The organism is Amphritea sp. 1_MG-2023 (assembly GCF_030547545.1).
In the GTDB taxonomy this organism is placed as follows: Bacteria; Pseudomonadota; Gammaproteobacteria; order Pseudomonadales; family Balneatricaceae; genus Amphritea.
In genome coordinates this window covers 90,132-111,323 of record NZ_JAUOQE010000009.1, presented here as the reverse complement: position 1 = coordinate 111,323, position 21,192 = coordinate 90,132, and the positions used below count along the sequence as shown (strand labels likewise).

Genomic DNA, 21,192 nt, shown 5'->3' with positions numbered 1-21,192 from the left:
ATGAAACCTTTATTGCATGTTGAAAATTTAAGTATTCGTCTACCCAAAGGTGCTGATCGTGAATTTGCGATTAGAAATGTCAATTATGAATTAATGCCGGGTGAATTGTTATGTGTCGTGGGTGAGTCTGGTTCTGGTAAATCGATGACAGCCAACGCGGTGATGGGATTGCTGCCTAAGGTGATTGAAGTCGACAGCGGGGCGGTGACCTTCGATGGTTTTGACTTAACGTCATTGGAAGAGCGAAGAGCGAGAGCGCTGCGAGGCAATCGCATCAGTATGATTTTCCAAGAGCCGATGACGGCGCTCAATCCATTGATGCGAGTCGAAGATCAAATTTCAGAAGTGTTTTTGATCCACACGGCGATGTCTGCGACAGAGCGACATGATCGTACATTAGCCTTATTAGAAGATGTCGGTTTGCCAGATCCGAAAAAGATGCTGCGGGCTTACCCCCATCAATTGTCGGGTGGTCAGCGTCAGCGGGTAATGATCGCGATGGCGCTGGCACTTGAGCCTGCTGTTTTAATTGCTGATGAGCCGACGACGGCATTGGATGTGACCACACAAGCGCAGATTCTTAAGTTAATTAAAGAGCTGCAGCATAAGCACAATACGGCAGTGATGTTTATTACCCATGATTTTGGTGTGGTGGCAGAGATCGCTGACCGAGTGGTGGTGATGGAAAAAGGCGAAATGGTGGAGCTGGGTAAACGGGATGAGGTACTGAATCACCCGCAGCATCCTTACACCAAAAAATTGATTGCCGCCGTGCCGCCGTTAGTATCGCCTCAGCGAGAGGTTAGCGTGCATCAAGAGGCGCCGATCTTACAGGTTAAAAATTTGTGTAAAACCTATACCACCGGCGGTAGTTGGTTTACGAAAGCCCGCATAGTTAAAGCGGCGGATGATGTTAATTTTGAACTACACCGGGGTGAAACTCTGGGGTTAGTCGGCGAATCGGGTTCAGGAAAATCCACCGTGAGTCGTTGTGTCGTGCGTTTGCTTGAGGCCGATAGTGGTCAGATATTATTGGCTGGCAACGAAATTCAGTCGTTAAATAGCAAACAGCTGATGCCGTTCAGAAAACGTATACAAATGGTCTTTCAAGACCCTTATGCCTCATTGAATCCTCGTAAAACGATTGGCCAAATTATTGCCGATGGGCCTATCGCACAGGGCATGCCCGCAACAGATGCGTTGGCCAAAGCGGCTGAATTATTAGAGCTCGTGGAGCTGCCTAAAACCGCGCTGGATCGTTATCCGCATGAATTTTCCGGCGGGCAACGACAGCGTATAGGCATAGCCCGTGCCTTAGCTCATGATCCTGAAGTACTGGTGGCGGATGAGGCTATCTCAGCACTTGATGTGTCGGTGCAAGCGCAAATTCTTGAGCTGATTGACGTGTTGAAAAAGCGCCTGAATTTAGCCGTTTTATTTGTCGTACATGATCTGCGAGTGGCCGCTCAAGTATGCGATAGGGTAATCGTGATGGAGAAAGGCAAAATTGTCGAAATGGGTGAAACGAGTCAAGTGTTTGAAGCCCCCATACATGAGTATACAAAAAGCCTGATCGCCTCGATCCCCGGTGCCCATTGGCGTTCGGGTGTTGAGGATAATCAATCGATTGAAATCATGGAGGCTCAGGTCTGATGTTGTATGGCGTTGCACATAGCACCTTTTTAGACATGGCACCTTATCTTACCGAGTTTGATCGTTATGCGGATGAAGTATCGGTCGTGACCTGTGATCAAGCTCATGATGCTTCATTGGTGACGTTTGCCTTGCTTTGGTATCCCGAAGATGACTTCTTTGATCGTTATCCAAACGTGCGTGTCGTGGCGTCTATCGCCGCCGGCGTAGACAGTATTCTGGCTTGTCCGAGCATTCGTGACGATGTCATTGTGTGCCGCAATCGTGATGCCGAGCAAGCCTCGATCATGAGTACCTTTGCCATTTGGAACGTGATTAATCATCAGCGTTGTTTTGCTCAGTATCGGCAGCAACAAGAGGAGCAAGTCTGGCAGCGCTTGCCGATGCGAGCTCCGAGTGAGGTGAATGTTGGCGTGTTAGGGCTGGGCTTTATGGGTGAAAAAATGGTCAATGATCTCTATACCTTGGGATTCGATGTGGCGGGTTGGCGTAAAAGCGACAAGCGACTAGATAACTCAGAGATCACCGTTTTCAGTGGAGACGCTCAATTAGCCAGCTTTTTACAACGAACCGAAGTGCTTATTTGTGTGTTGCCACTGACACCGCAAACTCAAGGTATTTTATCGGCGGAGTTATTTGCTCAGTTAAAACCGAATGCGTATTTAATTCAGCTCGGTCGCGGCGGGCATCTTATCACTGATGATCTGTTGAGGGCGCTTGATGATGGTTCGCTAACCGGTGCGTCGTTAGATGTGTTTGATGAAGAGCCACTGCCTAGCAATAGCCCGTTTTGGCAACACCCGCGTATTTTAGTAACGCCTCATGATGCAAGTGATGTACGACCGCAAGCCGCTGTTGAAAATTTAGTCGAAGAAGTTAGGCGGTTTTCGATGGGTGAAATGCCCAACAATAAAGTTGAACCGGCGCGTGGTTATTAATTAGAGATTTATTATGACAGTTGAAAAATGTAATCGTGATCGTTTGTGGAACTCCATTATGGAGATTGGGGAAATAGGTCATGCCGAGGTTGCCGGAAGTAAGGTGGGCGGTTGTCACCGGCTGGCTTTGACGGACAAAGATAAACAAGCGAGAGATCTCTTTGTTACGTGGGCAAAAGAGGTTGGCTGTACGCTCAGAGTCGATGCGGTGGGTAATCTATTTTTACGCCGTGCGGGTATCGATAATGATTTAGCACCGGTCATGACTGGCAGTCATTTAGATACGCAGCCGACGGGCGGTAAGTTTGACGGCGTGTATGGCTGCTTGGCAGGGCTGGAAGTGCTGCGTTGTTTAAATGAGAAAAGTATCGATACCTTACGCCCAGTTGAGGTCGTCGTTTGGACCAATGAAGAGGGGGCACGCTTTAAGCCCGCGATGTTGGGATCAGGTGTTTATGCAAACGTTTTTAAGCTTGAGGACGTTTTAGCGACAAAAGATGAGGCAGGCATCAGCTTAGGCGCAGAGTTAATGCGTCTCGGTTATCAAGATATAGCCAATGATGATGCACCTATCGGCTATCAATATTATGAGTTACATATTGAACAAGGCCCCGTATTAGAAGCTTTGGATATTGATTTAGGCGTAGTCGCGGGTGTCTTAGGCATGCGTTGGTACAACGTGAAAGTGACAGGGCGTTCTTGTCATGCCGGACCGAGCCCTATGGATCTTCGTAATGACGCGTTGGTTGGCGTTGCGGAGATGGTGACGGAATTAACACGTATAGCGGAATCACAGAGTAAAGATAGCCGTTGCACGATTGGCGAATTAAGCATTCCAAGCTCATCAACCAATGTATCCCCAGGAAATGTCATCTTTTCGTTGGATCTGCGTGAAGGGCGAGAGGCAGATCTGGATGAGCTGCAAACCAAATCATTTGAAGCCATCCACCGGATCGCATTTCATCACCAGTTAGAGGTAGACATTAAAGAGACTTGGTCGTTACCGCCGTGCCCTTTCGATGAAAAATGTCTCGACAATATTCAACAAGCCTGCGCTATGAGTTATCCCGATATAACGCCTCACCGCTTAATCAGTGGCGCAGGGCATGATGCGGTTTATGTTAGCCGAGTGACCCCGACCGCAATGATTTTTGTGCCATCCGAAGATGGTTTGAGTCACAACGAACGCGAATACACCAGTCCAGAACAGTTGGAAAAAGGGTGTGATGTCCTGTTGAACACCATCATTCTATCCGCCAATTCAAACTAGTGATTTGCCTACCTTGAATAAGGAGTGTGTTTAAGTGAAAGCTTTTTATCATGAGGATCAGTGTCAGCATGATCCAAAATTTTATATGAAAAATGGTAAATCAACACCGGCTCGAGAAGTCCCTGAGCGGGGTGATATTTTCCGTAATGTGCTAAAGGATTTAAATATTACGATCAGTCCAACATCGGACTTTGGTTTGTCTTATATCTCACAAGTGCATTCACCTGACTACGTTCATTTCTTACGCTCGGCGTATGCGAAATGGGCTGAGTTACCCGATGCTAGCGATGAAATCATCCCTAAAAGTAATCCCGGCCGTTATGCCGCCACTTATCCGAGCGATATTATTGGTCAAGTGGGTTGGCATCTGATCGATACTTCTTGTCCCTTAGGGGCTGGAACGTGGACCGGCGTGTACGCATCTGCTCAAACAGCGGCAAGTGCGGCAGATGCAGTAGCTAACAAAGAGTGCGATGCTGTTTATGCGGTATGTCGTCCACCGGGTCATCATGCCTATCCCGATGGCGCGGCTGGTTTTTGTTTTTTAAATAACTCGGCGATTGCCGCTCAGCGATTATTAAAAGATTTTGAGCGGGTCGCGATTATCGATGTGGATCTGCATCATGGTAATGGTACACAGGCTGTCTTTTGGCAACGTAAAGATGTGATGACCATTTCGCTGCATGCCGACCCAGCCTATTGCTATCCGCATTACTGGGGTTATGCCCATGAAAAGGGTGAAGGCGAGGGCTTTGGCTATAACCTAAACTTTCCTGTTCCAGAAGGCACCGGTGATGTGGAATATTTAAAAGTATTCGAGCATGCACTTGAGCAATTGGAAGCCTATGCACCCGATGCGATCATTCTCGGCTTAGGATTAGATGCATCAGAGCAAGATCCTTTCGCGGTATTAAAGCTCACCACCGAAGGCTTTTCTGAGATCGGCAAGCGTATCAAAGCATTAAATAAACCAACGGTTATTATTCAAGAGGGAGGCTATATCTCACCTATTTTGGGCAATAACCTTGCGGCCGTATTGAAGCCTTTTTGTCAAGCATAAATCTAAGCTTATAAAGCTAGAAGCCATAGCGGTATTTGACTTCTAGCTTTTATTGTATCAACTCGCTAGTCAAAACTATGCACTTTAGTGCAAGGCTTTAGCTGCACAATATCGTTTTACAGCGGCCAGCTTAGAGATGTTTCTCGTTCGGAGAGCGCCCAGAGCTTTGTTAGAACTGCTTTGTCTAAAACAAATGACGCGAGCTTACATTCGCCAACGGGGCCACCAAAGTTCATCATGCCTGTCGGGCCGTAATAAGCTCGCTGTTTTAGATTATCTTCCGTCGCGCACATGACTTCGGGATAGGCGCCTTTTTCAGCCGATTGCGCCATGCCTATTTTGACCATCAAAGACCATGACACCCTGGTCGTTAAATTGGCTTTTTCATTGATAAGTGATGTGTTGGCTGCACCTGGGTGGCACACATAAACTTTGACCGCTTTACGTGCGGCTTTGATTTTATCTTGTAATTCATAGGCGAACATCATCTGCGCGAGTTTACTCTGGCTGTAGACTTTGTTGGGATGGTAGTGCTTATCCCAATTCATGTCGTCGAACTGGATGGTTCTCAGTCCCATTTTATGGCCTTCACTGGAGACAACCACGATACGCCCTTTGGACTCGTTGAGGCGGTCGAATAACAGGCCACATAGCAAGAAATGACCGTAGTGGTTCACACCCAGCTGACTTTCAAAACCGTCGACGGTTAATGTCTGTTTGGCGACCTGGGCAATAGCGCCGTTGCACATCAGTGCGTCGATGTGAGGGACTTTATTCAAGACTTCTGCTGCTGCTTTGCGTATCGACGCCAGCTCAGCGAGATCCATGCGCACAAAACTAACGTCAGCATGATGGCTAAACTCCTGTTTTAGCTTGGCGATGGCCGCTGCAGATTTAGTTGGGTTGCGGTTTAACATCACCACTTTTGCGCCCTTGGTGAGGAGTATTCGGGTTGCCTGAAATCCTGCACCGGCATTTGCACCGGTGATCACATATGTTTTGCCTGAGAGAGAACCGAGTCGCTCGGGAGTCCAGCCTTTTGGCCCAAATGGGGTTGTCGTGTTCATGGTTCAAATTCCTAGTGTTGCTGTATTCAAGCGGTTACATAATGGCTGCTGTGCGTTGTGAATCAATATAACTCTCAGGCGAGTGTATAAGTAGGCGAAATAGTCTCTAAAACATGCCTATTCGTATCACTGGATTGAAACTCCCATTCTTCAGTGATAGCTTAAATGCATGTTTTATTGAACGTCGTGGATGGTATGAGCAAGCAGCTAATCAAACAACTGATTGAAAATAGAGTCAGCGAAGATGGCATGGTTGAGACCGGCGTGAAGGGGGTAAAGCTTTTCCGGATCACCCATTCAGTTCGCTGCGCCCCGGCGGTTTACGAACCCTCCGTCGTGGTCATCGTCAGTGGCGCTAAAGAGGCGATATTGGATGGTAAACGATATGTTTATGACAATCGTCAATACATGTGTTGCTCGATGTCGATGCCGGTGGAGGCTGGAACGCCGAGGGCTTCGCCTGACAATCCTCTACTCGGCGTGATGATCTCGCTGGATACGAAGGTGATGACTGAGCTTGCGATTGCGATGGAAAGTGCTATCGGTGTCATTAAATCTCAAGGTGGTTCGGTTCCCCCTGGGTTTGCACTCGCCCACTGGGATGAGGCCTTCACGGATGCTTTATGGCGGTTGCTACAATTGGTGGGTCGTCCTGTTGATACCTCCATACTGGGAGATACTCGGCTGCGTGAGTTGTATTACGCCGTCTTAAAAGGCGAAGCGGGCAATTCTGTAAGGCGTGCATTTGGTGTGGGTAATGAAATCGCTAGAGTCATTGAGTATTTGTCTTCTCATCTCGATAAGTCGATCAATATAGAAGATATGGCTTCACAGGTGGGGATGAGCCGGGCCGTACTGCACCGTAAATTCAAGCAGGCGACCACCATGTCGCCCATTCAGTTTGTTAAGTCGATGCGACTGAATACCGCTGCTATGAAGATTGCCGGAGGCATGAACGTCAACACCGCGGCGATGGATGTGGGCTATGTCAGTTCTTCTCAGTTCAGTCGAGAGTTCAAACGGATGTATGGGAAATCACCCAAACAGTGGACCCACGCCCAGCAGCTAGTGGCGGGCATGGCATGACGGTTCGAATTTAAGACCCTCTTGGATAGCCCTAAGGAACACAAAATCCGCGTTGTTTTCTATGCTAGCATTAGCAACGGTGCAACAAATTAGGCAAATATTTAGGGTTGCTCGCGAGGCACGTTCTCGTGTCGGTCACCAACAGTGGTAGCGGTGTAACCAACTAACCGGTTTGTGTCATCGCGGTGAAACGAGTTTTAAACCGGTTGATGAGTGAATGGTTGGCTTGATCCAGGGTGGTTAAGCGGTCTTAGCCTTAATCGTTTTTGACGTGGCTGTGTTAGACACCATTATGTTGGTGTTTGTGTGATTATCCGCTTTATCAGGTGAACATTCATCAGGGCTATCGTGAGAGGTGAGCCGCATGTCTGTTTGCCGCTCAATCCGTTGGGCAACTAATATCGCCACGCAACCTGCCAGCATAACAATGAGCGTTATGATTAGGCCGTTATCAAAGTTACCGTAGTATTCCGCCATATAGCCAACGAGCGCTGGTGCGATCATCTGTGAGGTGCCGTAGCTGAAGGTAAGACGGCTCATCGGTTTAGAAGGGTTATCAGGGAACAAGCGGCCCACCATCGACAACACCATGCTAACGATACCGATAAAGCTTGCGCCATAAATGATCGCACTGAGGATAACCGCCCATAGCTGGTGGCTTAACAGTAGTATTAAAATACTGACCGCGTTCAACAGATAAGCGCAGATCAAGGCCTGCCAAGAGCCGGTCATGGCGACGACTTTATCCCATAGCGCACTGGCTGGTGCACAGCTTAAACCTGCAATGAGCCAGATTATCCAGCCTTGGCCGGCTAGTGCATCAATGCTTTCGGCTATGGTGATTAAAAAGGTAGCTGAAATGACATAACCAAAGCCCGCGCAAAAGTAGGCCAGTTGTAACACTGGCATAAAACTGCGGGGTAGCGAAATATGATGATGAGGGTGTTTTTCGAGCGCTTTCTCGGTGCTGAAATCGGGTAGCCATTGCCATACTGGTGCGATGAGCAGGAGCGTGACCAGTGCATAGATAAACCACTGTTGATCCCAACTGAAATAATCGTTAATTAAGTTTGAAAGCAGGGCGGTAATAACGATGCCAATACCTAACCCTGAAAAGAAGATGCCCAGCTCGGCTTTATGGTTACGCTTCATTAACCAGTGCATCAGTAAGCCGCCGCCGAGTAACATGCCCGCCGCACTGCTTAAGCCAGAGAGGTAGCGTAACAGATACCATAAAGGTTCCAGTGTGGTGAGCCCCATCGCAAAACTGGTCATCACGGATACCACTAAGCCGACTCTAAAGAGACGCGCCTTGAGTGCCAAGCTATGGATAAACGAGATTAGCAGTGCGCCACTGAGGTAGCCTGCATAGTTAGCGGCGGCGAGGTAACCGGCCACCGATTCACTTAAACCCACTTCGCTGGCCATTTCAGGAATCATTGGGGTGTAAGCAAAACGCGCGATACCGATGGTGGCCACCACGGCTAAAACGCAGGTGACTAGCATGCGGTTTTTACTAATCTCAACCATGTTCTGTTTTCCTATGGGTGATGATGGAAAAGGGTGTCGTAGCACTGTGGTTAGATTAGAGGATGTTGTATCAGTAAACTTTCTATAAAATGACAGAATATCTATAAAACAGGACAAAATGTTGTGAAAGGACAAGCATCACCCGAACTCTCTTCTGAGCTCTCTTCTGAACTCTCCCCCGAACTGCGCCCGCTAACGATGCCGGCCTTACCGCGGGAGCTGTATGTCCGACAGGAGAAGATGCCGGCGGGACACTATTTCCCCGCACATCAGCATGATTGGCATCAACTACTCTATGCCGTGTCCGGCGTATTGGTGGTGGATCTGGTCGGCGAACGATATTTTATTCCGCCAGAGCAAGCGATCTGGTTGCCCAGTGGTTGCCAGCATCGGGTATATACCGAGTATGGGGCCGATCTGAAAAGCCTCTATTTAGCGAAAGAGTATCAGGCATTAGGCACTGAGCGTGCGACGGTACTGCATATTACACCGTTGATTCGAGAGTTGATTCTCACCGCTGCGGAATTTGAGGTTGAATATGGTTTAGAGTCCTATGAAAACGATCTGGTGCAGTTGTTATTAAAATCCCTCAGCCGGTTAGAGCGGGATGATCGTTTTCTGCCTTGGCCCGTGAGTCCCGAGTTAACGGCATTATGTCATCGTTTGTATCAGCAGCCGGATCAGGTGGTCACCTCAGAACAGTTAGCGAGTTCGATGGCGGTGTCTTTGCGTACATTAGATCGCCGTTTTCGCCGAGAAACGGGTATGACCTTAAAGCAGTGGCGTTTGCAGTTAAGATTGATGCAGGCCATTGAGTTATTGAACGCCGGGCATAGTGTCACACAGATCGCGTTAGAGCTCGGTTATAGCGCCGCATCACCCTTCATCTATATGTTTCGAGAACAGTTTGGTGTTGCGCCTGCTCAATATCGAAATCGCTCAGAAAAACTTAAATAACAGGGTCTATCGGTGGCGATATTTCAGGCTCAGATAGTCTTCGTTTAAATATCAAAATTAATGTTAAAATGCCCGCCACTGTATGTAGCCTGCTGGGCTGTAAGGGTGCTGTTTTACCTTAGGGTGGCATCAACATACTCACCAACTTTGCATTAAATGATCCCGGAAAAGTATTCAGATGGAAATCAAAGTAAATTTTTTAGACAATCTCAGGCTTGAAGCGAAGTTCGATGATTTTACCGTTATCGCCGATCAGCCGATTCGTTACAAGGGGGATGGTTCTGCGCCCGGTCCATTTGATTATTTTTTAGCGTCTTCAGCCTTATGCGCCGCTTATTTCGTTAAGGTTTATTGTCAAGCTAGGGATATCCCAACGGACGATATTCGCCTATCACAGAACAATATTGTCGATCCTGAAAATCGCTATAACCAGATTTTTAAGATTCAGGTGGAACTGCCGGACACCATTTCAGAGCGGGACCGTACCGGCATTATCCGTTCGATCGATCGCTGTACCGTGAAGAAAGTGGTGCAGCAGGGGCCGGAATTTAGAATTGAGACGGTTGAAAACCTGGATGCCGATGCCTCAATTATGGCGATGGGGGTTGCCGATGAGACGGCCAACACCATGATTCTCGGTAAAGATCTGCCGCTGGAAAAAACTATCGCCAATATGACGGGGCTATTGGAAAGCCTCGGCATGAAGATCGAGATCTCTTCTTGGCGTAATATCGTCCCTAATGTGTGGTCGCTGCATATTCGAGATGCCTCTTCACCGATGTGTTTTACCAACGGTAAGGGCGCCACCAAAGAGAGCGCGCTTTGTTCGGCGTTGGGTGAGTTTATTGAGCGGGCCAGCTGTAACTTCTTCTATAACGATCAATATTTTGGTGAGCAGATTGCCAATAGCGAGTTTGTTCATTATCCCAATGAGAAATGGTTTAAATTAACCGACGATGATCGTATTCCCGAGGGGTTGATGGATGATTATTGTCTGGCGATTTATAACCCCGATGATGAGTTACGCGGTTCTCATCTGATCGATACTAATTCGGGTAATGTTGAACGCGGTATTTGTGCGCTGCCCTACGTACGTCAGTCTGATCAACAAACGGTTTATTTCCCCTCCAATCTGCTGGAAAACCTGTTTCTCAGTAACGGCATGAGTGCCGGTAATAATATTGATGAAGCCAAGGTGCAGTGTCTGTCTGAAATTTTTGAGCGAGCGATTAAACGGCAAATTATCGAGCAGGAGATCGTGCTGCCGGATGTGCCTGAGGCCGTATTGGCGCAATATCCTCAGATTGTCGCGGGTATTCAAGGCTTGGAAGAGCAGGGCTTTCCTGTACTGGTAAAAGATGCTTCTTTGGGAGGGCAGTTTCCGGTGATGTGCGTCACATTGATGAATCCTCGCACGGGTGGTGTGTTTGCTTCGTTTGGTGCGCATCCAAGTTTTGAGGTGGCACTGGAGCGGAGTCTGACCGAATTGCTGCAAGGGCGCAGTTTTGAGGGGCTCAATGATGTACCGCCGCCTACGTTTAATAGTTTAGCGGTGACTGAACCGAATAACTTTGTCGAACACTTTATCGATTCGACGGGAGTGGTTTCATGGCGCTTTTTCAGTGCGCGTCATGATTATGAGTTCTGCGAATGGGATTTCTCTGGCACCAATGCCGAGGAAAGTGATCGCTTGATGGCGATTCTGAATGAGCTGGAACAGGAAGTATATATCGCTACGTTTGATGATTTAGGGGCGGCGGCGTGTCGCATTTTGGTACCGGGTTTCTCTGAGGTTTATCCGGTGGAAGATTTAGTCTGGGATAACACCAATAAAGCGATTCAGTTCAGAGAGGATATCCTGAATCTGCATCGCTTAAGCGACGATCAATTAGCCGATTTGGTTGAGCGTCTCGAAGATAGCGAAGAAGATAATTACACCGATATTAAAACCTTGATTGGCATCGAGTTTGACGAGAATACGGTGTGGGGTCAGTTAACCATTCTTGAACTGAAAATTCTCATTTATCTCGCGCTGGGCGAGCATGAAGCGGCGTTAGAGCTGGTGGAAAGCTTCTTGCAATATAATGACAATACCGTTGAGCGTGGGCTGTTTTATCAGGCGATGAATGCTGTCTTGGTGATTGTCTTGGATGAAGAGCTGTCGTTAGATGATTATCTGCCTAATTTGCGGCGGATGTTTGCTGAGCCGGTGATGGACAGTGTGGTCGATTCGGTGATGGGTGAGGTAAGGTTCTATGGCTTAACCCCTACCAGCATGAAACTCGAAGGGCTCGATCGCCATCTACGCTTGATTGATAGCTATCAAAAGCTACATGCGGTGCGCGCTGCGAAGGCGGGTCTGGCGTCTTAAAAAACGCACATTAAGGGCTGACTAGAAGGGTTGGGGTGCTTTGAGTGGTTTAAGCATACGTAAACGATAATGTGTTGGGTTCAGCCAAAAAAAACCAGCGGTTATGTCGCTGGTTTTTTGTTTTAAGCATCATATTCGAGACACTGCTCGTCTAAGGCCTGTTAGAGTACCAGCTTGGTTAGCCCCATGACCGCTAGATAACCGCAGGTGTATGCGATCAGCAACCAGTGAATAAAGCGCAGGTAGCTAATAAACGAAAGTTCCTGCAACTTACTGAGGGCGATAACACCGGCGGCCGATCCGACGATCAGAATAGACCCCCCAACGCCGACGGCATAGGTCAGCCCTAACCATTCGCTCTTGGTCATCGGAATGTCCGATTGCAGAATCGCTGCGGTGAGTGGCACGTTATCGACGAAAGCAGACAGAATACCGATAATGTAGTTAGCATAAACCGCCGGCATCATGGTATACAGTTCTGGCAGTAGCTCTAACACCGACATCTCTTTGAGCATACCCACTAATAACAGCACCCCGAGGAAGAACAGCAACGTATCAAACTCGATTTCGCGGACATATTCCAAGACATTGGGGTTGTGTTCTTTGCGAAAGATCACCTGATGCACGATAAACATCAGCGCCAAACCGAACAGAAAGGTCAGCACCGGCGGCACTGAAAACAGGACGCTAAAGGCGAGTGTGCTGATAATGGTCAGCAGAAACAGGCTGGCGATGAGTTTGTCACCGGCCGAGATCGGTCGTTTGAATTTCGGTAGGGTGATGATCTCATTACAGCCTTGCATCAGAATCAATGCCAGAATGGCCACCCCAGCAATCGCCGGTAGAACCAATAGTAATAGGTTGAGAATTGAGACTTTACCGTTGAGGAAGATCATCAAAGTGGTGACATCGCCGGTAATCAGCGACACACCGCCGGAGTTAACCGCAAACACAATGAGGGCGGCAAACTTAAGGGTGTTTTTGGTTTCGAGTTTTAGTGATGCCAGTAACGACAGCATAATCAGCGAAGCGGTAATGTTATCCGCTAAGGATGAAAACATCAGTCCGAGTAGCGCGATGAGAATCATCAAGGTGCTCAGCCGCAGCTGACTCGGTAATAGACGGTAGACAAGCTGAGTAATCAGGCCTTTTTCGTTGAGATAAGCGACGAAGGTCATGGCGGCCATCAGGAATAGCCAAAGAATGGCGATATCGAGTAGTTGTTCGTTGAGTGCTTCCTGAATTGCCTGAGGTGACTTTTCAGGGAAGATAAAGGCGAGAATCCAGACAAGCGTACCAATAAAGAGTGTTGATTTAGCCTTATTCAGATGTACAACATCTTCAAAAACAATTAGCACAAAGGCGAGGATAATCAGGCCCAATAGCAAATAATGCATTGTTAGTCCCACGTTAAAATTTTTTAAGGCAACTATTTTCTACTTTTGTATTAGGACAATACAATAGATAAATCGGTTAAGATCGTAAGAATATAGGATTTACGACTTTATGACGTGCTGCTAGCAGCGATATTGATTATTTATTGTGCTTTTGTTGGCGGGTAAACTATTTTATCGCTTGCGGGTCACAAGATTAGCCATTAAACCTGTAGGATTATGGCTAGTGTTGACGTTAGTTTATCAGTCGATGAGTAAAGGTCGTTGTGGTGGGTGAGATGGCGGCTTGAGCGAGGATGACGGTTTTGATGGTCTAATGATATTGATGTTAACCGCGTCAGCGCGTGTTGGTATACAAATAAGGAAAAATAAAGATGTTAGATAAGCGTCAGTTTTATATTGATGGTCGTTGGGTAGCTCCCCTTGCAGCACAAGATTTTGATGTGATTGATCCTTCGACAGAAGACGTGTGTGCGGTTATTTCTTTAGGCAGTGAGGCCGATACCGAAGCGGCAGTGTCGGCGGCACGCAAAGCATTTGATCGTTGGAGTCAGACGTCGAAAGCGTCTCGCATTACGTTGTTGGAAAAACTGTTAACTATTTATAATGAGCGTGCCGATGAGATGGCGCAAGCGATCTCTACTGAGATGGGTGCGCCGATTGCATTGGCGCGAACATCACAGTGTGGTGCGGGTTCTGCTCATATTAAAAACCTGATTCGCGCGTTGAAAGGCTATGAGTTTGATCAGCCTCTGGGCGAGCATGCGCCGGATAATCGTATTCTGCATGAAGCGATCGGTGTTTGCGCCTTGATTACGCCGTGGAACTGGCCGATGAATCAGGTCACGTTGAAAGTTGTGGCGGCGTTGACGGCAGGCTGCACGATGGTGTTAAAACCCTCAGAAATTGCGCCATTGTCTTCGTTGTTATTTGCCGAGATGATCGATCAGGCAGGTTTCCCCGCCGGTGTGTTCAACCTAGTGAATGGTGATGGCCTGGGTGTGGGGTCACAGCTATCTGGGCACCCTGAAGTCGATATGGTGTCATTTACCGGCTCAACACGGGCGGGAATTGCCATCAGTAAAAATGCAGCCGATACGGTTAAGCGTGTGGCGTTAGAGTTGGGCGGTAAGGGCGCCAATATTATCTTCGCCGATGCTGATGAGAAGGCGGTGACTCGGGGAGTACGTCATTGCTTTAATAACAGTGGTCAGTCTTGTAACGCGCCGACTCGGATGCTGGTGGAGCGTTCGATGTATGATCAGGTGGTGCAGGCCGCGGCGGATGTTGCCAATAAAACGGCGGTTAATTCAGCAGGCCTTGAAGGTCATCATATTGGTCCCGTCGTCTCTCAGATGCAGTTTGATAAAATTCAGGGATTGATTCAGAAAGGTATTGATGAGGGTGGTCGTTTGGTTGCTGGGGGATTGGGTAAACCGACCGGTCTTGAAAAAGGCTTTTATGTTCGTCCAACGGTCTTTGCGGATATAAACAATCAGATGAGTATTGCCCGTGAAGAGGTGTTTGGCCCCGTCTTAGTGATTATTCCTTTCGATACCGAAGAGGAAGCGATTAGCATTGCCAATGATAGTCCTTATGGTTTGACACACTATGTGCAGACTCAAGATGGCGATAAGGCTAACCGAGTGGCGCGTCGGTTGAGAGCGGGCATGGTGCAGATTAACGGCACCTTCCTCGGTGCGGGCTCGCCGTTTGGAGGCTATAAGCAATCGGGCAATGGCCGTGAGGGCGGTGTCTGGGGGCTTGAAGACTTCCTTGAAGTTAAAGCCGTCAGTGGCTGGAACTAATTTTATCGAGCCAAAACCTGCTCTGAGCAGGTTTTGGCACTGTTTTATACAGATGAGTTTTATGCAGATTATTTAGCGATTACTCCGTGCCGCTAAGTAGGCTTCGATGGCCTGCTTAAATTTGGCATGATGTATCGCCCAGCCGCCAATATAACCAATTACAGAGCCTAAAATAATATCAAATAAGCGGGAAAGAATCAGTTGATCTGTTTCGCCGGTGGGTATATTGGTGTCTGTAAATATCACGGTTAATGGCGTAATAAACATCACCGCGAGGCCATAATTGCGGGTAATTAACAGCTCTATGATAAAGCTCAGTCCCAGTATCAAAAAGGCGGTCTCCCATGGGCCTGGCGCGAATGAGAAAATCACCCAAGCGATACCCATGCCGATAGTTGTTCCGATAATACGATGCACGTTTCGGTGCCAGATAGCGCGAAAGGTAGCCCCTTGCATAATGGCGATAGTCGAGATGGGCACCCAGTAGGGGTTGTCTAATTGAAGAAGCAGTGCGAGGACATAGCCGCCGCCGACAAATAAGCTAATTACCACAGATTCGATACTGATGACGATGATGTTGTGATCAATCTCTTCAGTTGGTCGATCGACAAAGGTTTTCGAAATATACACCTGATAAACACTATACAGAAGCGCCAGACAACACCCTCCCATCGCGCCAAACATTAAAATTCCTGTGCGTTCAGCGGCCAGTGAAAGGTCAAAGGGGAGTGTGCGGGCGAGGCAGGCCACGACGATAAAAAACAGCGTGCCTGGTGGTGGTACAGAGTAGAAACGGCAGATTACCGTGACCATAAACACATTGAGGGTTAGTGTGGCAGCTGAAAAAAGGGGATCAAAATTAGTCACCACGCCCAGTGCAAAGCTAAGTGAAAAGCCGAAAGCGCAGGTGGCTAATGTCATCATTCGCCGGGGAATATGGGTTTGGCGCATGTATAAAATAGACAAGCCGCCCAAGCAGCCTAGCATTGCGGTTTGAATATCGCCTAGCCAGGCACCTATCAGTGCGGGTAGGCCCACAGATAATGCTGAAACAATTAAAAAACCAAGGGGGCGCTTGTGGTCGCTGAGTGCCAGCAGCGGTTGAATGCTCGTGTAAAGTCGAGTTGTAAGAGCGAATTTATTATCCAATCGAATATCCTTTCAGTCGTTGTCAGCAATGCTGAAAAAACAGCCGTAGTGGTAGAGCGAAAAGTAGCATGGTTATGATGTGCTCGGGGTGAGTGTAATGGCGTTGTCTAACTATTGCTAGGCGTTGAAAGGTGTTTGGCCTTATCGAAAGGGAAGGTTGAGGCACAGCACTGTCAATTTTATGGCGTGCATTTTATGCCAAGGTGAAGCCTATTTTGGGAAGAGTAAATTAGCGGTGGGTAAGCATGATGTTGAGCTCACATCGCCGCACTATGAAGTGATTTTAGTGCATGGTGTCAATTAAAAAACCACACCTAAACTTAATTCACTTTGTTAGATAGTCTGCTTAATTCATTGATATAAAAGTTTTTATTGGGTGGTAATAAAAAGCCCTAGCAGTGTGATAGGGCTTTTTGATTCGGAGACTTGTGCGAGTACGAAGGCTATCGATTGAGGTGTATTTTTAATACAAGCCTTAATCTAAGCCCCTGTGTCTGCGTCGACCCTATGTCATTAGGCGTTAACATTTATGCGTTCGAGGATTAGCCGCGCTTCCAACGATGAAAGCTTTCTAGCCAGCCGAGAATCTTTTGTGGCGCATGTTTTTTCTTCCACTCACCGGCCACAAAACGATTGGCTTCGTTGAGGGTTGGGTACGCATGAATGGTCCCAAGGATCTTGTTTAAGCCCAGTTTGTTTTTCATGGCTAAGGCAAATTCGGGCAGCATCTCGGCGGCATGTTCACCGACCAAGGTAACGCCGATGATTTTATCGCTACCGGGTTTGAGTAAGACTTTAACAAATCCGTAAGCGGCTTCATCGGTGATCGCCCGATCTAGCTCTTCGAGGTTATAACGTACCGCCTCATAGGCAATGCCCTCATCAATCGCTTGTTTCTCGTTGAGGCCGATACGAGCCACTTCTGGGCTAGTGTAAGTGGTGAATGGGATTAAAGAGTAATCCACTTTGAATTTTTTAAACTGTCCGAATAGGGCATTCACCGATGCAAACCATGCTTGATGAGCGGCAGCATGGGTGAATTGGAAAGGCCCGATCACATCGCCGCAGGCAAGGATATTAGGTATCCTAGTGCGAAGGTAAGGGTCGACCTGAATGGTACCACCCGGCTTAGCCGTGATGCCCATCGCTTCGAGGCCAAAACCAGTAACATTGGCGGTACGTCCGGTGGCGACCAGCAACTTGTCGAAAGCGATACGTTTTTCCTGTTTGTTATGACGACAAACAAGCTGATAGCCCTGATCAGTCACTTCAAAACGCACTGGGGTATGGCTTGAGCAGATCGTAATGCCATCTTCTTGAAGACGCTTTTCAACCACGGCGGCAGCGTCTTGATCTTCACGGGTGAGTACTTGAGTACCGCGAAAGAGGATCGATACTTGGCTACCGAGTCGCGCAAAGCACTGACCGAGTTCGCAGCCGATAGCGCCGGCACCGAGTACCAGTAGGCGCTCAGGACGCTGACGTAGGCCCCAAATAGTATCGGACGTGAGTGGCTCGACTTGTTCTATGCCTGGGATGCTTGGCAGCGTCGGTCGTGCGCCGGTGGCGATGACAATGTTTTGTGTCGTGATAGTTTTGCCGTTGACCTCGACTTCCCAAGGGCTGCGAATATGAGCACTGCCGGTGACGCAATCAACCCCAAGGGATTCATAGCGGGCAATGGAATCATGGGGCTCAATAGTTTCAATAACCCGTTGCACTCGATCCATCACTTCTGAAAACTCATACTCGATTTCGGCGTTGCGAATCCCCAATTCTTTGGCATCACGCACATCGGCGAGGAAGTGAGTGGTGCGAATCAGGGCTTTAGAGGGAACACAGCCGGTATTAAGGCAATCGCCGCCCATCTTATGACGCTCGATCAGAGTGACTTTAGCCTTGGTGGCCGCTGCAATATAAGAGGTGACTAAACCGCCCGCGCCGGCACCAATGACCACCATATTAGTATCAAACTTTTTCGGCTTGCTATAACCGTTATAAACTTGGCGTTGTTTGACTTTATCGACAATGAGTTTCGCGATCCAAGGGAAGATGCCTAGCAAGCAGAAGGATAGAATCAGTCCTGGTGACAGAATATCGCCAGGTTGTTCGATGAGTGCTAGTTGGGTGCCCGCATTAACGAAAATCGCGGTGCCGGGCAACATGCCGAGCTGACTCACCCAGTAGAAAGTGGCTGCTTTCATGCGAGTAAGGCCCATCACGGCATTAATGACAAAAAATGGAAACAACGGCACTAAGCGCAGGGTAAAGAGATAGGAGATACCGTCTTTCTCGATACCACGGTTGATGGGGTCGATATAGCTAGAAAACTTATTGGTTAACGGCGCACGTAAGAGGTAACGGGCCATCAAGAAAGCCAGCGTCGCGCCGATTGCACTGGCAAAGGACACCAGTATCAGACCCGTTGCGAGGCCGAAGATGGCGCCGCCCGCGAGCGTCATGATAACCGCCCCAGGGAGAGATAGCGCAGTGACAAGGACATAGAACACAACAAAGGCAGCAAGCGCTAACACTTTATTCGCTGTGACCCAGCTTTGCAGGCTGTCCTGTTGTGTTTTTATATAATCGAGGTTGAGGTAGCTGCCAAGATCAAATAGGAAGAAAGCACCTATGAGTGTGGCAATAACAACGATTAAAAAGATTTTTTTACTATTCATAAACAGGCTCTGCTTGGCAAGAGTGGAGTGAGTGCTGGGGATAATCTCACAGTAAACTGAAAATATCCTGAAAGGATGATGATAGTCGATGGCGTTAAGTTTAATTACATGTTTCGGCTGATCAGAGAAAACTGAGTGCTTGATGTAGGGGCTGACGCGAATAAAAAAGCCTTTTAAGTTCTCAATGAGTGAACCCAAAAGGCTTTTTCGTGGCTAACGTTGTGATTAGCTATGGTTGTTGGCGGCTTCCAAGGTGTTTTCCATGAGTGTTGCCACCGTCATGGGGCCAACTCCGCCGGGGACAGGAGTGATCCAGCTAGCGCGTTCTGCTGCAACCGCATAGTCGACATCACCAACTAAGCGGCCATCTTCAAGACGGTTGATGCCTACATCGATCACGATGGCGCCGGGTTTAATCCATTCACCTTTAACCAGTCCGGGTCTGCCAACACCGACAACCACAATATCCGCACGTTGAACATGTGCAGCGAGATCTTGGGTAAATCGATGAGTGGTGGTGGTCGTGCAGCCCGCGAGGAGCAGTTCGAGCGTCATTGGGCGACCAACAATGTTAGATGCACCGACAATCACGGCGTCTTTACCACGAATCGTTTGACCCGTGGATTCCAATAATGTCATCACGCCTTTCGGTGTGCAGGGGCGCAGTGCCGGTAAGCGTTGTGCTAGTCGACCTAAATTGAACGGATGGAAGCCATCGACATCTTTCTCCGGGCGAATACGCTCAAGAATCTCATTCGCATCAAGATGCGCGGGTAATGGTAGTTGCACCAAAATACCATCAATGTTGTCATCGCTGTTGAGTGTGTCGACCAACGTAAGGAGTTGCTGTTGGTTGGTGTCTGCGGATAAATCGTAGGAAACCGATTCAATGCCAACCTCTTTGCAGGCATTTTTCTTGTTTCTGACATATACCTGAGAGGCGGGATCGAAGCCGACTAAAATTACAGCCAAACATGGGGCACGTTTATCCATATCAAGGCGGGCTTTGACACCTACGGCTACTTGGTCGCGAACATTTTGGGCAATCTGCTTGCCGTCAATTATCTGAGCGCTCATCTTACGAATGTCTTCCTCAGTCATTAATTTTGATGACGCGGATTGTCTCATGGTTGCGTTATTCCTCCAAGGGGAATCGCGGTTAGCGGCATGATCAATGGGCATTAGCGCAATTGCTACAATGTTTTGCGGACTGCTCGATCACTATAGGGTCAGTATAGTCAGCCGTTATGACGTAATAGCGTAATAGAAGGCGTCTCGCTGAATGGTTTTTGTAAGGCTAACAAGTAAGCATGCTAGCGATGCTCGATACTGGATGCATGGCGATAGGTGATAAACAGTCGATGATGTTAACGGCTAGGGACCATACTACGGCATCGGCATGCGGCTAAAAGAGGGAAGGGGAAGCTAGGGGGGAGATATAAGCAGGCTAAGTAGTTTATTTTACTTAAATTTCCAAAAGGGTGTTGACGAGATAACACTCGATATATATTATGCGCTCCATCTTGAAGAGGGGCACGAAGCACTACGGTGTTGCAGCTTACCTTGGATGAGATCGGGCAGTGTCAGGCGCCCGTAGCTCAATGGATAGAGCACTCGCCTTCTAAGCGAGCGGTTGCAGGTTCGACCCCTGCCGGGCGCGCCAGCAAGGTCTGACAAAGTGTCAAAATGTACGTAGTGGTGGGCGTAGCTCAGTTGGTAGAGCTCCGGATTGTGATTCCGGCGGTCGTGGGTTCAAACCCCATCGTCCACCCCAGTACATCGCTATCATAATTGTGGTATAGTAATGCCACTCCAACGATAGCAAACAGTGTTTTATGCGAGTGTGGCGGAATTGGTAGACGCGCTGGTTTTAGGTACCAGTATCTTACGGTGTGGGAGTTCGAGTCTCCCCACTCGCACCATTACTTCTTAGGAAGACGCCTGTGGTGGGCGTAGCTCAGTTGGTAGAGCTCCGGATTGTGATTCCGGCGGTCGTGGGTTCAAACCCCATCGTCCACCCCATTTCTTATTTGTTCCATATTTCACCTCCCTCTTTTTAAATTAATATTGACTCCTTTTGTTAGAGAACCGTGCATTTATCTTGCATCCGTTGATATTCAACGCTTTTCGCTTGACTAATAGCACCGCTTCCCCGACAATTTCGCCCTTTAGAAATTCTGGTATCTATTGTGAAGCGCCTCAGCCTCGGTATGAGGGTAAACGATAGATCA

At 48.2% G+C, this 21,192-nt stretch carries 14 protein-coding genes and 4 tRNA genes; 12 read left to right on the top strand and 6 right to left on the bottom strand.

From position 1 onward, the window contains the following. The 4 genes from Q4488_RS07290 to Q4488_RS07275 are packed head-to-tail and all read left to right on the top strand — an operon-like array spanning window position 1 to window position 4,921. On the top strand, window positions 1-1,653 hold the full coding sequence (locus Q4488_RS07290; protein ID WP_303579817.1) for an ABC transporter ATP-binding protein: 1,653 nt from the start codon (window positions 1-3) through the stop codon (window positions 1,651-1,653). Window positions 1,654-1,688: 35 nt separating this feature from the next. Then, window positions 1,689-2,591 (top strand): glyoxylate/hydroxypyruvate reductase A, encoded by a 903-nt coding sequence (locus Q4488_RS07285; protein WP_303579816.1) that lies wholly within the window; start codon window positions 1,689-1,691, stop codon window positions 2,589-2,591. Window positions 2,592-2,604: 13 nt separating this feature from the next. Then, complete coding sequence (locus Q4488_RS07280) at window positions 2,605-3,861, top strand: M20 family metallo-hydrolase (protein WP_303579815.1); 1,257 nt, start codon at window positions 2,605-2,607, stop codon at window positions 3,859-3,861. Window positions 3,862-3,895: 34 nt separating this feature from the next. Further along, entirely contained in the window at window positions 3,896-4,921 is a 1,026-nt protein-coding gene (locus Q4488_RS07275; RefSeq protein ID WP_303579814.1) for a histone deacetylase family protein, read from the top strand. Between the two features lie 116 nt (window positions 4,922-5,037). Here the strand turns inward: Q4488_RS07275 and Q4488_RS07270 are convergent, their stop codons facing one another. Beyond that, entirely contained in the window at window positions 5,038-5,988 is a 951-nt protein-coding gene (locus Q4488_RS07270) for an SDR family oxidoreductase (RefSeq protein WP_303579813.1), read from the bottom strand. Between the two features lie 165 nt (window positions 5,989-6,153). Here Q4488_RS07270 and Q4488_RS07265 point away from each other — a divergent pair, with 165 nt between their 5' ends. Then, a complete protein-coding gene (locus tag Q4488_RS07265) occupies window positions 6,154-7,074 on the top strand; it encodes an AraC family transcriptional regulator (RefSeq protein ID WP_303579812.1) in 921 nt (306 codons plus the stop codon). A gap of 240 nt (window positions 7,075-7,314) precedes the next feature. Here the strand turns inward: Q4488_RS07265 and Q4488_RS07260 are convergent, their stop codons facing one another. Further along, on the bottom strand, window positions 7,315-8,604 hold the full coding sequence (locus Q4488_RS07260) for a YbfB/YjiJ family MFS transporter (RefSeq protein WP_303579811.1): 1,290 nt from the start codon (window positions 8,602-8,604) through the stop codon (window positions 7,315-7,317). Window positions 8,605-8,727: 123 nt separating this feature from the next. Here Q4488_RS07260 and Q4488_RS07255 point away from each other — a divergent pair, with 123 nt between their 5' ends. Together Q4488_RS07255 and Q4488_RS07250 are read left to right on the top strand one after the other, a co-directional pair. Continuing rightward, window positions 8,728-9,561 (top strand): helix-turn-helix transcriptional regulator, encoded by an 834-nt coding sequence (locus tag Q4488_RS07255; protein WP_303579810.1) that lies wholly within the window; start codon window positions 8,728-8,730, stop codon window positions 9,559-9,561. A 178-nt stretch (window positions 9,562-9,739) separates the two neighbouring features. Beyond that, complete coding sequence (locus Q4488_RS07250) at window positions 9,740-11,932, top strand: OsmC domain/YcaO domain-containing protein (protein ID WP_303579809.1); 2,193 nt, start codon at window positions 9,740-9,742, stop codon at window positions 11,930-11,932. A 161-nt stretch (window positions 11,933-12,093) separates the two neighbouring features. Here the strand turns inward: Q4488_RS07250 and nhaD are convergent, their stop codons facing one another. Then, on the bottom strand, window positions 12,094-13,329 hold the full coding sequence (gene nhaD, locus Q4488_RS07245; protein ID WP_303579808.1) for a sodium:proton antiporter NhaD: 1,236 nt from the start codon (window positions 13,327-13,329) through the stop codon (window positions 12,094-12,096). A 371-nt stretch (window positions 13,330-13,700) separates the two neighbouring features. Between nhaD and Q4488_RS07240 the strand changes: the two genes are divergently transcribed. After that, entirely contained in the window at window positions 13,701-15,134 is a 1,434-nt protein-coding gene (locus Q4488_RS07240; protein ID WP_303579807.1) for an aldehyde dehydrogenase family protein, read from the top strand. 72 nt (window positions 15,135-15,206) lie between these two features. Here the strand turns inward: Q4488_RS07240 and Q4488_RS07235 are convergent, their stop codons facing one another. The 3 genes from Q4488_RS07235 to folD form a co-directional block, all read right to left on the bottom strand. Then, window positions 15,207-16,283 (bottom strand): FUSC family protein, encoded by a 1,077-nt coding sequence (locus tag Q4488_RS07235; RefSeq protein ID WP_303579806.1) that lies wholly within the window; start codon window positions 16,281-16,283, stop codon window positions 15,207-15,209. 542 nt (window positions 16,284-16,825) lie between these two features. Next, window positions 16,826-18,961 (bottom strand): FAD-dependent oxidoreductase, encoded by a 2,136-nt coding sequence (locus Q4488_RS07230; RefSeq protein ID WP_303579805.1) that lies wholly within the window; start codon window positions 18,959-18,961, stop codon window positions 16,826-16,828. A 225-nt stretch (window positions 18,962-19,186) separates the two neighbouring features. Further along, the gene (gene folD, locus Q4488_RS07225) at window positions 19,187-20,038 is read right to left on the bottom strand and encodes a bifunctional methylenetetrahydrofolate dehydrogenase/methenyltetrahydrofolate cyclohydrolase FolD (protein ID WP_303579825.1); all 852 of its coding nucleotides are present in this window, start codon (window positions 20,036-20,038) and stop codon (window positions 19,187-19,189) included. Window positions 20,039-20,548: 510 nt separating this feature from the next. Here folD and Q4488_RS07220 point away from each other — a divergent pair. The 4 genes from Q4488_RS07220 (at window position 20,549) to Q4488_RS07205 (ending at window position 20,983) form a co-directional block, all read left to right on the top strand. Then, a tRNA-Arg gene (locus Q4488_RS07220) sits at window positions 20,549-20,624 on the top strand. A 35-nt stretch (window positions 20,625-20,659) separates the two neighbouring features. Next, a tRNA-His gene (locus tag Q4488_RS07215) sits at window positions 20,660-20,735 on the top strand. A 63-nt stretch (window positions 20,736-20,798) separates the two neighbouring features. Beyond that, a tRNA-Leu gene (locus Q4488_RS07210) sits at window positions 20,799-20,883 on the top strand. A 24-nt stretch (window positions 20,884-20,907) separates the two neighbouring features. After that, window positions 20,908-20,983 (top strand) — tRNA-His (locus tag Q4488_RS07205). The last annotated feature ends 209 nt before the right edge of the window (window positions 20,984-21,192 follow it).

Bases quoted from the DNA above. Each gene is read 5' to 3' on its own strand.
- Q4488_RS07260 (WP_303579811.1), bottom strand. From the start codon at position 8,604: ATGGTTGAGATTAGTAAAAACCGCATGCTAGTCACCTGCGTTTTAGCC.
- Q4488_RS07230 (WP_303579805.1), bottom strand. From the start codon at position 18,961: ATGAATAGTAAAAAAATCTTTTTAATCGTTGTTATTGCCACACTCATA.
- Q4488_RS07290 (WP_303579817.1), top strand. From the start codon at position 1: ATGAAACCTTTATTGCATGTTGAAAATTTAAGTATTCGTCTACCCAAA.
- nhaD (WP_303579808.1), bottom strand. From the start codon at position 13,329: ATGCATTATTTGCTATTGGGCCTGATTATCCTCGCCTTTGTGCTAATT.
- Q4488_RS07250 (WP_303579809.1), top strand. From the start codon at position 9,740: ATGGAAATCAAAGTAAATTTTTTAGACAATCTCAGGCTTGAAGCGAAG.
- Q4488_RS07280 (WP_303579815.1), top strand. From the start codon at position 2,605: ATGACAGTTGAAAAATGTAATCGTGATCGTTTGTGGAACTCCATTATG.
- Q4488_RS07270 (WP_303579813.1), bottom strand. From the start codon at position 5,988: ATGAACACGACAACCCCATTTGGGCCAAAAGGCTGGACTCCCGAGCGA.
- Q4488_RS07265 (WP_303579812.1), top strand. From the start codon at position 6,154: ATGCATGTTTTATTGAACGTCGTGGATGGTATGAGCAAGCAGCTAATC.
- Q4488_RS07240 (WP_303579807.1), top strand. From the start codon at position 13,701: ATGTTAGATAAGCGTCAGTTTTATATTGATGGTCGTTGGGTAGCTCCC.
- Q4488_RS07285 (WP_303579816.1), top strand. From the start codon at position 1,689: ATGGCACCTTATCTTACCGAGTTTGATCGTTATGCGGATGAAGTATCG.
- folD (WP_303579825.1), bottom strand. From the start codon at position 20,038: ATGAGCGCTCAGATAATTGACGGCAAGCAGATTGCCCAAAATGTTCGC.